At 69.4% G+C, this 13,282-nt stretch carries 11 protein-coding genes; 10 read left to right on the forward strand and 1 reads right to left on the reverse strand.

What is annotated here, in order from left to right:
* Genes BZF57_RS04310 through BZF57_RS04355 form a run of 10 tightly spaced genes read left to right on the forward strand, consistent with a single transcriptional unit; the run spans position 1 to position 12,164 of the window.
* Positions 1-642 carry an XrtA/PEP-CTERM system exopolysaccharide export protein gene (locus BZF57_RS04310; RefSeq protein ID WP_086735940.1) on the forward strand — a complete coding sequence of 214 codons (642 nt, stop codon included), beginning with the start codon at positions 1-3 and terminating at the stop codon, positions 640-642.
* Between the two features lie 15 nt (positions 643-657).
* Positions 658-2,178: an XrtA system polysaccharide chain length determinant gene (locus BZF57_RS04315; RefSeq protein ID WP_086735029.1), complete on the forward strand. Its 1,521-nt coding sequence runs from the start codon at positions 658-660 to the stop codon at positions 2,176-2,178.
* A gap of 15 nt (positions 2,179-2,193) precedes the next feature.
* The gene (locus tag BZF57_RS04320) at positions 2,194-3,189 is read left to right on the forward strand and encodes an AAA family ATPase (RefSeq protein ID WP_086735031.1); all 996 of its coding nucleotides are present in this window, start codon (positions 2,194-2,196) and stop codon (positions 3,187-3,189) included.
* Positions 3,186-4,847, forward strand: coding sequence for a preprotein translocase subunit YajC (locus tag BZF57_RS04325; RefSeq protein WP_086735034.1), 1,662 nt, complete (start codon positions 3,186-3,188; stop codon positions 4,845-4,847). The genes BZF57_RS04320 and BZF57_RS04325 overlap by 4 nt, the downstream gene beginning before the upstream one ends.
* 18 nt (positions 4,848-4,865) lie before the next feature.
* Positions 4,866-6,056 carry an XrtA/PEP-CTERM system-associated ATPase gene (locus BZF57_RS04330; protein ID WP_086735037.1) on the forward strand — a complete coding sequence of 397 codons (1,191 nt, stop codon included), beginning with the start codon at positions 4,866-4,868 and terminating at the stop codon, positions 6,054-6,056.
* Between the two features lie 3 nt (positions 6,057-6,059).
* The gene (locus BZF57_RS04335) at positions 6,060-6,986 is read left to right on the forward strand and encodes an XrtA system polysaccharide deacetylase (RefSeq protein WP_086735039.1); all 927 of its coding nucleotides are present in this window, start codon (positions 6,060-6,062) and stop codon (positions 6,984-6,986) included.
* A complete protein-coding gene (locus BZF57_RS04340) occupies positions 6,983-8,044 on the forward strand; it encodes a FemAB family XrtA/PEP-CTERM system-associated protein (RefSeq protein WP_086735041.1) in 1,062 nt (353 codons plus the stop codon). Before BZF57_RS04335 ends, BZF57_RS04340 begins: the two co-directional genes overlap by 4 nt.
* Positions 8,044-9,264: a TIGR03087 family PEP-CTERM/XrtA system glycosyltransferase gene (locus tag BZF57_RS04345; protein ID WP_086735043.1), complete on the forward strand. Its 1,221-nt coding sequence runs from the start codon at positions 8,044-8,046 to the stop codon at positions 9,262-9,264. The genes BZF57_RS04340 and BZF57_RS04345 overlap by 1 nt, the downstream gene beginning before the upstream one ends.
* The gene (xrtA, locus tag BZF57_RS04350) at positions 9,254-10,258 is read left to right on the forward strand and encodes an exosortase A (RefSeq protein ID WP_086735045.1); all 1,005 of its coding nucleotides are present in this window, start codon (positions 9,254-9,256) and stop codon (positions 10,256-10,258) included. Before BZF57_RS04345 ends, xrtA begins: the two co-directional genes overlap by 11 nt.
* 10 nt (positions 10,259-10,268) lie before the next feature.
* Positions 10,269-12,164, forward strand: coding sequence for an XrtA/PEP-CTERM system amidotransferase (locus BZF57_RS04355; RefSeq protein WP_086735046.1), 1,896 nt, complete (start codon positions 10,269-10,271; stop codon positions 12,162-12,164).
* On the opposite strand, the gene zapE is transcribed toward BZF57_RS04355, so the two are convergent.
* A complete protein-coding gene (gene zapE / locus BZF57_RS04360; protein ID WP_086735048.1) occupies positions 12,161-13,282 on the reverse strand; it encodes a cell division protein ZapE in 1,122 nt (373 codons plus the stop codon). The genes BZF57_RS04355 and zapE overlap by 4 nt on opposite strands.

The following is a 13,282-nucleotide window of genomic DNA, read 5'->3' on the forward strand; positions in this document are numbered from 1 at the left end:
ATGTTCCACCGTCCGCTCTTTCCGCGCCTCGCCGTCCTCGGCATCCTGGCGGCCCTGCTCGCCGCCTGCGCCAGCGGCGGCAAGCAGCTCCCCCCGGCGAGCTATGGCGACGGCAGCGTCGTGCCGAGCGAGGAATACACCATCGGCCCGCTAGACGAGATCACCATCCACGTCTGGCGCAATCCCGAACTCAGCGCCGACAAGGTGCGCGTGCGCCCCGATGGCCGGCTGACGATCCCGCTGGTGCAGGACATCCCCGCCGTGGGCAAGACCGCGACCCAGTTGCAGGATTACATCGCCGGCGAGCTGTCGAAGTATATCGAGCAGCCGATCGTCTCGGTGATCGTCAACACGCCCGAGGGCAACTTCACCCAGCAGGTGCGCATCATCGGCGCGACCCCGCAGCCGGCCTCGCTGCCCTATCGCGCGAACATGACCGCGCTCGACGCGATGATCGCGGTCGGCGGGCTCAACGAGTTCGCCGCCGGCAACCGCGCCAAGCTGATCCGGCTCGACCGCGAGCGCGGCACGCAGGTCGAATACCGCCTGCGGCTCACCGACCTGATCCGCAAGGGCGATTCCACCGCCAACGTCATGCTCAAGCCCGGCGACACGATCATCATCCCCGAGAGCCGGTTCTAAGAAGGCGACAGGGGGATGAGCGAGATCTTCGACGAACTGCGCGCGGCGCTCTGGTCGGTCTGGCACCGGCGCTGGATCGCGATCGCGATTGCCTGGGGCGTGTGCCTGCTCGGGTGGCTGGTGGTCAGCATGATCCCCAACACCTACGAGAGCAAGGCGCGCGTCTATGTCGATGTGCAGGACGTGCTCTCCAAGCAGCTCGGCATTGCCGGTGACGGCAAGGAAGAGATCATGCGGGTGCGCCAGACCCTGTCGAGCGCGAAGAACCTCGAGAAGGTCGTCACCACCACGCGCCTCGGCGAAGGGCTGACCGATCGCGGCGCGATCGACGCGGTCGTGGCCGAGCTCGACAAGAAGGTGAAGGTGACGAGCGAGCAGGACAATCTGTTCGAGATCACCGCCGAGATCGGCAAGCGCGATTTCTCCGATGCCGAGAACGCGGTGCTGGCGCGCGATGTGGTGCAGAAGCTGCTCGACATCCTGCGCGAGGAGCACATCGTCGGCAACAAGGCGGGCATCAGCTCGGCGATCGACGATCTCGACCGCCAGCTGGGCGAGCGCAAGTCCGAGCTGGAACAGGCCGAACAGCGCCGTCTCGCCTTCGAGGCGCAGTATCCCGATCTTGTCGGCGGCTCGGAAGCGCTGTCGAGCAAGGTCCAGCAGGCGCGCACCGAACTGCGCGATGTCGATGCCGATCTCGCCGCGGCGCAGAGCGCGCTGGCGGCGATCTCCGGCCAGCTTTCCTCCACCCCGCGCTCGATCGTGGGTGGGCGCGATGCGACCGGCCCGAAGGCCGCGCTGCTCCAGGCCCAGACCCAGCTCGCCGAACTGCGCGCGCGCGGGCTGACCGACAGCCACCCCGATGTCGTCTCGACCACCAAGCAGGTCGCGCTCCTCGCGCGGCAGGCTGCGGGCGCGGGCGACGATGCGGGCGGCGCGCCCAACCCGGCCTATGCCTCGCTGGTCGCGATCAAGAGCGAGCGGCAGGCGACGGTGGAAGCCCTCCAGGCCCGCCGTGCTGCGCTCCAGAGCAACTTCGCCGCGCTGATGGCGAGCCAGGCGAGCGAGCCCACGGTCGCAGCCGAAGCCAACCGCATCAGCCGCGATTATGACGTGCTGCGCCAGAACTATGAAAAGCTGCTCCAGGACCGCGAGGCGCTGCGCACGCGCGGCAAGGTCGAGGACAAGGCCAGCCAGTTCCGCTTCGACATCATCCAGCAGCCGGGCGTGCCGAGGAAGCCCGCCGCGCCCAACCGGCCGCTGCTGCTGCTCGGCGTGCTGATCGTCGGGATCGGGGCGGGGGTTTCGGGGGCCTATGCGCTCGGCCAGCTCAAATCGAGCTTCGCCACGCCGCAGAAGCTGGAGCGCGCCTTCGACCTGCCGGTGATCGGCGCGATTTCGCTGACCGTTTCGGACGCCGCCCGCGCCGTCGAGAAGCGCCGGCTCAAGCAGTTTGCCGGGGCCTGCGCGGGCCTTGGCGGCATTTTCGTGATCCTGCTCGCGATCGAGTTCGTCTCGGTCGGGACGATGGCCTGAGGACGGGGACGCACAATGACCGATCAGGGCAAGATCAACCGCGAGGGCGCAAGGCCCGCTTCGCTGTTCGAGCGGGCGGATGCCGCTTTCGGCCTCGATCCGCGCATCACTGCGCCCAAGCTGCCGGATATGCCGCCGGTGCCGCAGGCGCTGCGCCGTCCGGCGCCGCAACCTGCGCCGCAACCCGTCGCCCAACCGGTGCCGCAGCCGCAAGCTGCGCCCGCACCGGCACCCGCGCCTGAACCCGCCGCGCCCGAACCCGAAGCGCCGCGCGCTGTCGAGTTCCGGGGTCCGCTGGTTGCAATCGACCGCGAGCATCTGCGCGAAGGCGGGCTGATCGTGCCCGAGGACGCGGTGACCGGGCTTCTGGAAGAATTCCGCATCGTCAAGCGCGAGCTGCTCGCCGATGCCCGTGCCGGTGGCGGCGCGCGCGCGCGCCGCATCCTCGTGTGTTCGCCCCATCCGGGCGAGGGCAAGACCTATTGCGCCACCAACCTCGCCATCGCGCTCGCCGCCGAACGCGGCCTCGAGGTGCTGCTGGTCGATGCCGATGTGGTCAAGCCGAGCGTGACCGAGCGGCTCGGGATCGAGGCCGACTACGGGTTGATGGACGCGCTCTCCGATCCCGCGATTGCGCCCGAGGATCTGGTGATCCGTACCGATATCGAGGGCCTGTTCGTGCTCCCCGCCGGCACCGCCACCGCCCGCGATGCCGAATATCTCGCGAGTGCGCGCACCGCTGCCGTGCTCGACCGGCTGACGCAGGGCGCGCCTGACCGGATCGTGATCTTCGACACGCCGCCCGCGCTTGCCGCGTCGCCTGCCGCCGAACTCGCCAAGCATGTCGGGCAGGCGCTGCTGGTGGTGCGCGCCGACGAGACCAGCCGCGCCGCGCTGGAAGACGCGCAGCAGCTGCTTTCTGCCTGTGCGGACATCAAGCTGCTGCTCAACGCCACGCGCTACAGCCCCTCGGGCCGGCGCTTCGGCACTTATGGATCGAGGGGGAAATGATGCTGCGTCCCCGCATTCTCGCTGCCGCGCTTGTGGGCGCAGGCCTTGCCGCTGCCGCTCCGGCGCCCGCCTTCGCGCAGGCGCAGGGCCTTGGACAGGGCGGGGGCGGCGACGCGCCCGGCCAGCGCGGCAACCGCGTCGTCCAGCCCTATATCGAAGTCGGCCAGGTGGTCTCGGCCGAGATCACGCCGGGCAGCGATGTCGTGACCTTCACGCAGGTCGCCGCCGGGGTCGACATCAACGTGCAGGGCCGCAACAGCGGCGCGGCGGTCTCGGTCCGCTATGAACGCAACATCGGCTATGGCGACAACTCGGTCGATACCAACACGATCAGCGGCGTCGCGCGCGGCACGCTGGCGGTGATTCCGCGCACGCTGAGCCTCGAGGCCGGTGCGCTCGCCTCGCGCAGCCGGATCGACGCGAGCGGCGGCACGACGGTGAACCCGCTGGTGCGCGAGGATGCCGAGAGCCGCTTCTACAGCGCCTATGCCGGGCCGAGCCTCAACACCCGCGTCGGCGATGTCGGCGTGCAGGGCGTGGCGCGGGTCGGCTACAACCGCTTCGAGGCCGACAATGCCCTCGTCACGCAGGCGGGCAACGCGGTCGACGTGTTCGACGACAGCGTCACCTACATGGGCCAGCTGCGCGCGGGCACGCGCCCGGGCGAGCCGCTGCCGGTCGGCCTCGCGGTGACCGCGGGCGGCTTTCAGGAAGACATCAGCAATCTCGACCAGCGGGTGCGCGACCTCTACGTGAGGGGCGACGTGACCCTGCCGGTCTCGGGCAGCCTCGCACTGGTCGCGGGCGCGGGTTACGAGGATGTCGAGATCTCCAGCCGCGACGCGCTGCGCGATGCGAACGGCGTGCCGGTGATCGGCAATGACGGCCGCTTCGTGACCGACAGCAGCGCCCCGCGCCGCATCGCCTTCGCGGTCGATGGCCTGCTGTGGGATGTGGGCGTGCTGTGGCGCCCCTCGTCGCGCACCAATCTGGCCGCGTCCGTGGGCCGTCGCTACGATTCGACGACCTATTACGGCACCTTCACCTATGCCCCCAACCAGCGCAGCGTCTTCGCGCTTGCCGCCTATGACGGGGTGAGCGGCTTCGGCGGCGTGATCAACAATGCGCTGGCCGGGCTCGACAGCGATTTCCAGGCGATCCGCAACCCGGTGACCGGCGACTTCGGCGGTCTGGTGAGCGGCACGCAGGGACAGGCGCTGATCGGCACGATCGGCTCGGCGCGCTCTGCCGCTTTCCGCGGGCGCGGGGTGCGGGCCTCGTACCAGCGCACGATGGGCCGCACCACAGCAGCCTTCGGTGCGGGCTACGACCGGCGCACCTTCATCGCCGCCGCGGGCACGGTGCTCGCCCCGCTCGATGGCCTCACCGACGAAAGCTACTATGTCACCGGCGGCCTCACCCGCCAGATCGGGCAGAGCGCCAACATCACCACCAACGCCTACGTCAACTGGTTCGACGGGGCGGGGGGCAGCAACAACGATGTCACCGCGATCGGTGCATCGGCAGCCTACAACCAGTCGATCACCCAGCGCCTGACGGGCCGCGCGGCGATTGCCGTCGATTACCTCGACAGCGAATTCACCGCGCAGGATTTCGCCATCGCCACGGCGCTGGTCGGCCTGCGGTACAATTTCTGAGGGAAGTGCGAGACGCCCATGTACGAGAACTTCTACGGCTTCAGCGGACGCCCCTTCCAGCTGACCCCCGACCCGCAGTTCTACTTTGAAAGCATCAGCCACAAGAAGGCGATGAGCTACCTCGGCTATGGCCTCAGCCAAGGTGAGGGCTTCATCGTCATCACTGGCGAGGTCGGCGCGGGCAAGTCGACGCTGGTCGCACATCTGATGGAGCGGATCGACCCGGCGGCGCTGACCGTGGCGCAGGTCGTCACCACCGCGCTTGACGGGGCGGAAGTGGTGCACGTGGTGGCGCAGTCCTTCGGGCTCCACGTCGAAGGCCATGACAAGGCGACCGCACTCGGCGCGATCGAGCGCTTCCTGCAGGACGAGGCCCGCGCCGGCCGCCGCTGCCTGCTGGTGGTGGACGAATGCCAGAACCTCGAGCTGACCGCGCTCGAGGAGCTGCGGATGCTCTCCAACTTCCAGCTCGGCTCGCACCCGCTGCTGCAATCGCTGCTGCTCGGCCAGCCCGAGTTCCGCCGCACGCTGGCCCAGCATCCGGGGCTCGAACAGCTGCGCCAGCGCATCATCGCCTCGCACCACCTCGAAGCGCTCGATGCAGCCGAGGTCGAGGATTACATCACCCACCGCCTCAGCCATGTGGGCTGGGACGGGCGGCCGGACTTCGCCCCCGGTCTGCTCACTTCGCTCTATCGCCACACCGGGGGGATTCCGCGCCGCGTCAACCAGGTGATGAACCGCCTGCTGCTGCTCGGCGCGATCGAGGGGGCCGAGATGCTCACCGATGCCATGCTCGACGACGTCATCGCCGAGATGACCGCGGACCAGAACCGCGGTGCCGGCAGCGAAGGCAATCTGCGCAGCGCGCCAGCTTCGGCGACAGCCGCGCCCGCCGCTGCGGCTCCGACCCCTGCGCCGCAGGGCAGCGTGCCCGCGACCGAAGTTGCCGCGCTCCTTGCCGAACGCGACGCACGCACCGCCGAGCTTGAAGCGGCGATCAGCGAATTGCAGGCCGCCGGCAACGCCCATCGCGGCAGCGACGGCATTGCACTCTCGCCCGAGGATACGGCGCTGGCCGAGGCCCGCCTTGCTGCCGCGCTCGAGCGGATCGAGGCGCGGCTCGAGGAGCAGGAGCAATCCTTCCGGCACGTGCTCACCATGCTGATCGAATGGCTCGAGGAAGACCCGTCGCGCAGGGCCGCCTGAGCCATGAACGCGACTTTCCCTATTCCTCCTTCCGGTGACCCCGGCATCGTCAACGGCCTTTCGGTCGATGTCGAGGACTGGTTCCAGGTCGGCGCCTTCGAGAACGTGATCGCGCGCGGCGAGTGGGATTCGATAAAGACCCGCGTCGAGGACAATGTCTACCGCGTGATCGACCTCTTCGCCGAGGCCGATGTGCGCGCGACCTTCTTCACGCTGGGCTGGGTGGCTAGGCGCCATCCCAACATGATCCGCCGCATCGTCGATGCCGGGCACGAAATCGCCAGCCACGGCTATGACCACGCACGGGTGTTCACCTTCACCCGCAAGGAATTCGGCGAGGATATCCGCAAGGCGCGTGAAATCATCGAGGATTGCAGCGGGGTGCGGGTGACCGGCTATCGCGCGCCGAGCTTCTCGATCGACCAGCGCACGCCTTGGGCCTTCGCCGAGCTGGCCGAGCAGGGCTACGCCTATTCCTCCAGCGTCGCGCCGGTGGTGCACGATCACTATGGCTGGCCCGAAGCCCCGCGCTTCGCCTTCCGCCCGCTGCCATGGTCGTCGATGATCGAGCTGCCGGTGACCACCGCCATCCTCGGCGGGCGACGCGTGGCGGCGGGCGGCGGCGGGTTTTTCCGCGTGCTGCCCTACGGCTTCTCGCGCTGGGCGATCCGCCAGGTGAACCGGCGCGAGGGGCGGCCGGCGATGTTCTATTTCCACCCGTGGGAGGTCGATCCCGATCAGCCGCGGGTCGGCCATGCGCCGCTGCGCTCGCGCTTCCGGCATTACACCGGCCTCGCCAAGATGGCGGGCAAGCTGCGCGAGCTGGTGCACGAATTCCGCTGGGGCCGGATGGACATGGTAGCCCACCGCGAAGCGGCACGCGCGGTCGATCTCGTCCTCCCCGCGCCCGGGGAAGAGGTGCTGGCATGAACGCGCCGGTGAAAGCCGGAACGCAGGTGCGCGCGCTCGATTTCCGCGATGCTGGCGAAGTGCGCCGGATCGAGGGCTTCGTGGCCGATGCCGGCGCGAGCCTGTTCCACCGGCCGGCGTGGCTCAAGGGGGTCGAGGCCGGGACGGGCCAGCGCGCCGCGGGCCTCGTCGCCGAGCGGCTCGGCACGGTCACGGGCTGGCTGCCGCTCATCGAAGTGCGCTCGGCGCTGTTCGGCAAGGCGCTGGTATCGAGCGGCTTTGGCGTCGGCGGCGGGATCATCGCCACCAGTGACGAGGCTGCCGCGGCTCTGGCCGAAGCGGCGCAGGCCCATGCCACAAGCGGCGGCTTTTCGGGCATCGAACTGCGCGGCGGCGTGCTTCCTACAGGCTGGGACAGCTGGTCGGACAAGCATTGCGGCTTCGAGCGCGCTCTGGCCGCCGACGACGAGGCCGAACTCCTCGCGATCCCGCGCAAGGCCCGCGCCGAGGTGCGCAAGGGTCTCAGCTTCGGCCACCGCGTGACGGTGGGGCGAGGGCAGGGCGACCTTGCCGCGCACTTCGCCTGCTACAGCGCGAGCGTGCGCAATCTCGGCACGCCGGTCTTCCCGCGCGCGCTGTTTCGCGCGATGCTCGAGGCCTTTCCGGACAGCAGCGACATTCTCACCGTGTGGGAGGGCAATACCCCGCTCGCAAGCGTACTCAGCTTCTACCACGACGGCGCGGTGCTGCCCTTCTGGGGCGGCGGCGTATTCGCTGCCCGCGCGGCGCGCGCCAACGAGGTTATGTATTACGAACTGATGCTCCACGCCCGCCGGCAGGGGATGGAGCGCTTCGATTTCGGACGCTCGAAGACCGGTAGCGGGCCGTTTGCCTTCAAGAAGAACTGGGGCTTCGAGCCGCAGCCTCTGACCTATGCCGCGTGGACCGCGCCCGGCGTGCCGCCGCGCAATATCGACCCCACCGACGCCAGCTACAGCCGCAAGATCGAACTCTGGAAGAAGCTGCCGCTGCCCGTCGCCAACACCCTGGGGCCGTGGATCGCGCGCGGGCTGGCGTAATGCCCGGCATCCTGTTCCTCGCCCACCGTGTGCCGTTCCCGCCTGACCGGGGCGATCGCATCCGCTCGCACCATCTGCTGAAGGCGTTGGCGCGGCTCGGCCCGGTGCATGTCGGCTGCTTTGGCGAGGGTGATGCAGCGGCGGAGGCGGCGCTGGCTGCTGTTGCGACCTCGCACTGCGTGGCGCCCCGCACCAAACCGCTGCTGCTTGCCGGGGTCGAGGCGGTGCTGGCGGGCAAGCCGGTGAGCCTCACCGCCTTCCACTCGCGCAAGCTGGAGCGCTGGGTGCGCGAGACGGTCGCGCACGAGGGGATCGAGGCGATCGTCGTCTTTTCGGGTCAGATGGGACAGTACGTCCCTGACGGCTTCGCAGGCCGCGTCGTGATCGACCTGTGCGACGTCGATAGCGCCAAGTTCGAATCCTATGCCGCCGCGGGCGAGCGCGTGTGGCTCAACGCCCGCGAGGCGCGGCTGCTGGCGCGCGAGGAAGAGCGGCTCGGCCGGCGCGCTGACGCTACGATCCTGATCTCCGAGGCCGAGGCCGCGCTCTACCGCAGCCGCCTCATCGCGCCGGATACAGCCAACGTGCAGGTGATCGGCAACGGCATCGACGCCGCGCTGTTCGATCCTGCCGCCATCGCGCCGCATCCGATGCTCGCGGGGCAGCAAGGGCCGCATTTCGTCTTCACCGGCCAGATGGATTACCGCCCCAACGAACAGGCCGCGCTGTGGGTGATCGAGGCGCTGCTGCCGGTTCTGCGCGAGAAGCTCCCTCAGGCGATGTTCCATGTCGTCGGCCGCAATCCCACACGCGCGCTTATGGCGCATCACGCCGCCCCGGGTGTCCATGTCTGGGGCGAGGTGCCCGATGTGCGCCCCTTCATCGCCGCCGCCGACGCCGTGCTCGCTCCGCTGCTGATCGCGCGCGGGGTGCAGAACAAGGTGCTGGAGGCGATGGCGATGGCAAAGCCCGTGGTGCTCACGCCTGATGCCGCGACGGGGATCGCGGCGCAGGACGGGGCGCAGTGGATCGTCTGCCCGCCCGATCCGCAGGCGATGGCGGACCGGATCGCCGCTCTGCTCGCCGATCCAGATGCATCCGCCCGCATCGGTGCAGCGGCGCGGCGTTTCGTGTGCGATCACCACGCTTGGGAAGCGATGCTGGCGCCGCTCGCCGGGTTGCTCGGCAAGGGCGGGGAGGGGCAGCGCCATGCCGCCTGAGGCCGCCGCGCTCGCCCCGTCACCCGCCGTAGCCCGTCTGCCCGCCGCATGGCGCGCGCCGCTGGCAGCGCTTGCGCTGGCGGTGCTCGCCCTTTTCGCGGTCACCGCCTCAAGCTGGAGCGCGATGGCGCACCAGTGGTGGAACATCGACACCTATAACCACCTGCTGCTCGTCCCCTTCATCATCGCCTGGCTGGTGGCCCTGAAGGAAGACGATCTCACGCGCCTCGCCCCGCAGGCCTTCTGGCCGGGGCTGATCCCGCTCGCCGCCACGCTCGCACTTTGGCGCGCGGGCGAGGGCCTCGGGATCAATCTCGTCGCGCAAGTCGGCGCGGTCGGTGCGGTGCAGGCGGCGGTTATCACGGTGCTCGGCCTGCGGGCCGGTATCGTCCTCGCGCTCCCCGTCGCCTTCGCCGCCTTCCTCGTGCCCTTCGGCGACGAGATCATCCCGCCGCTCCAGCACGTCACCGCCGAGATCGCCATCGCGCTCACCCATGCGAGCGGCATCCCCGCACGGATCGAGGGGATCCACATCCACACCCCAGCCGGGCTCTTCATCGTTGCCGAGGCGTGCTCGGGGGTGAAGTTCCTCGTCGCGATGGTGACGCTCGGCGCCCTCGTCTGCGCCACTCGCTTCACCCGCTGGCGCACCCGCGCGGGCTTCTTGGCGGCCTGCGTCGCCGTGCCGGTGCTGGCGAACGGCGTGCGCGCCTTCGCCACGATCCTTGCTGCGCAATATATCGGCGCCGAGAAGGCCACCGGCTTCGACCATATCGTCTATGGCTGGGTGTTCTTCGCCATCGTCATCGCCATCCTGCTCGGCGCGGCATGGCGCTTCGTCGAGCGCGAGCCCGAGACCTATGGCTGGCCGCTTGCCGCGATCGAGAGCTGGGGCTGGCTCGCCCGTGCCGAGACCCGCAGCTTTGCGCCCGGAAGCGCTGCCGCCGCGATCATCGCCCTCGCGGGCGTTGCCGCGCTCACCGCGCTGCTCTAGGCCTGTCACGATGTGCGGAATTGCCGGGATCTTCCATGCCGAAACGCCCAAGCCGGTCGATCCGGCGCGGGTCGTGCGGATGTGCGACGCGATCGCGCATCGCGGCCCTGACGGGGCGGGGGTCTGGACCGATCACGGCGTCGGCCTCGGTCACCGCCGCCTCTCGATCATCGACGTCGCCGGCTCCCCCCAACCGATGCACGCTGCCGATGGCCGCGCGGTGATTGTCTTCAACGGCGAGATCTACAATTTCCGCGAGCTGCGGCGCGAGCTCGAGCAGGCGGGCTTCACCTTCCGCACCAATGGCGACACCGAGGTGATCCTCGCCGCGTGGCAGAAGTGGGGGCCGGACTGCCTGTCGCGGCTCGACGGGATGTTCGCCTTCGCGATCTTCGACCTTGCCACGCGGCGCCTGTTCCTTGCCCGCGACCGCTTCGGGGTAAAGCCGCTGTTTCTAGCGCACCTGTCGGACGGGAGCATCGCCTTTGCCTCCGAGTTGAAAGGACTGCTCGCGCATCCGCTGCTGCGCCGCCGGGTCAACCCGCAGGCGATCGAGGCCTATATGGCGTGGGGCTACGTGCCCGACAGCCACTCGATCCTTGCAGGCGTGGAGAAGCTGCCCGCCGGGCACTTCTGGCTGATGGAGCAGGGCAAGGCCCCGGGCCGCCCGCAGCGCTGGTGGGACATATCCTTCACCGAGCGCGAGCGCGGGAGCGAGGCCGATCTTTCCGCCCAGCTCGTTCACCTGCTGCGCGAGGGCGTGCGCTCGCGCATGGTGGCCGACGTGCCCCTGGGCGCGTTCCTCTCGGGCGGGGTCGACAGTTCGGGCGTGGTCGCGCTGATGGCCGAGGCCAGCGCCTCGCCGGTGCAGACCTGCTCGATCGGCTTCGATGTCGCCGCCTATGACGAGACCTCCTACGCCCGCCAGGTCGCCGCCAGATTCGGCGCGGACCATCAGGAGCGGATCGTCGCCACCGACGACTTTGCGGCCATCGACGCTCTGGCGGGGATGTTCGACGAGCCCTTCGCCGATGCCTCGGCGCTCCCCACATGGCGCGTGTGCCAGCTGGCGCGCGAGCGGGTGACGGTGGCGCTCTCGGGTGACGGGGCGGATGAGGCGTTTGCAGGCTACCGGCGTCAGGTGTTCCACCACCACGAGGAGCGGGCCCGCAGCATTCTACCCGCGGGCCTGCGCGCCCCGCTGTTCGGCGCTCTGGGCCGCGCATGGCCGAAGGCCGATTGGGCCCCGCGCCCGCTGCGCGCCAAGTCGACCCTGCTCGCGCTCGCCGAGAGCGGAGAGGAAGGCTATGCGCGCGGGCTCTCGGTGACGCTGCCCGACGCGCGAGCCGCACTCTACACCGACAGCTTCGCCGCCAGTCTCGACGGTTTCCGGGCCGAGGACGAGCTGATCGCCCTGATGCGCAGCGCGCCGGGCCGCAGTGGTCTCGACCGCGCGCAATATGCCGACCTCACCTTCTGGATGCCGGGCGACATCCTCACCAAGGTCGACCGCACCAGCATGGCGGTGAGCCTCGAGGCGCGCGAGCCGCTGCTCGACCACCGCCTCGTCGAATTCGCCGCGCGTCTGCCCGAGGGGATGCGCGTCAAGGGTTCCACCGGCAAGTACCTGATGAAGAAGACGCTCGAGCGCTATCTGCCGCAGGACATTCTCTACCGCCCCAAGCAGGGCTTCGTGACGCCGATCGCCGAGTGGCTGCGTGGGCCGCTTTCGGGGGCCGCGCGGGGCATCGCCACGGGGAGCCTCGCGCAAACCGGGTTCTTCGAACCCAAGGCCATCGCGGGGCTGGCCGAGGCGCATATTGCGGGCCGCGCGGACCATTCGCGCACCATGTGGCAGCTGCTGATGCTGGAGAAATCGCTCGGCCAGCTCGGGGTAAGCGCCTAGTCTTCGACCCCGTGGCCCAGCGCCATGTAGTCCTCGCTCTGCATCTCGTTGAGGCGGCTCACCGTCCGCTCGAACTCGAAAGCCCCGTCGCCCGCCTGATAGAGCTCTTCCGGCAGCGCCGCGGCGGTGACGAACAGCTTCACGCGGTGTTCGTAAAGCGCGTCGATCAGCTTGGTGAAGCGGATCGCCTCGTTGCGGTTCTCTGGGCCCATCTTCGGGATGCCGACGAGGATCACGGTGTGGAACGCCTGCGCAATCGCGAGGTAATCAGCCGCCCCGCGGTTCTCGGCGCACAGCTTCTTGAAGCTGAACACGCCCACGCCCTTGAGGCACTTGGGCACGTGCAGCGTCCGCCCGGCGCCAAGGTCTAGCTCGCCGCTCGGCACGTTGGCGGCATCCTCGGGGGCGAAGTCGGTGAGGCGGAAGAACGCCTCGCGCACCTGGTTCGTTGCCACTTCGCCCAGCGGCGCGTGCCACATCGCGAGCCCGCCGATCCGGTCGAGGCGGTAATCGGTGGGGCCGTTGAGGCTCAGCACGTCCATCCGACGCTCGACCAGATCGATGAAGGGCAGGAACAGCGAGCGGTTGAGCCCGTCCTTGTAGAGATCGCGGGGGGGGCGGTTGGAGGTGGTGGCGATCACCGTACCGGCCTCCATCAGCGCGGTGAAGAACCGCCCCATGATCGCGGCATCGGCGGTGTTGGTGACGACCATCTCGTCGAAGGCGAGGCACTTGAGCCCGGCCGCCATGTCGAGCGCCACAGCCATCAGCGGATCACGCAGCTCTGCCTTGCGCGCGGCGGCGATGCGGCGGTCGACTTCGAGCATGAAGGCGTGGAAGTGCACCCGCCGCTTCTGTTCGAGCGCCAGCGTGTCGACGAACAGGTCCATCAACATCGACTTGCCGCGCCCGACGCCGCCCCACAGATAGACCCCGCGCGGATCGGGCTGGGTCGGGCCGCTGCCGAAGATCGCGACATACCAGCGCTTGGGCGGGGGCGGGGCTTCGAGCTCGTCCTGAAGGCGCGCGAGGCGCTCGGCCGCGGCGCGCTGGTCGGGGTCGGCGCGCAGCTGGCCGCTGGCAATCAGCGCATCGTAACGGGCGAGGAGACCGGGCAC

It is taken from the genome of Erythrobacter colymbi, from assembly GCF_002155685.1.
In the GTDB taxonomy this organism is placed as follows: Bacteria; Pseudomonadota; Alphaproteobacteria; order Sphingomonadales; family Sphingomonadaceae; genus Erythrobacter; species Erythrobacter colymbi.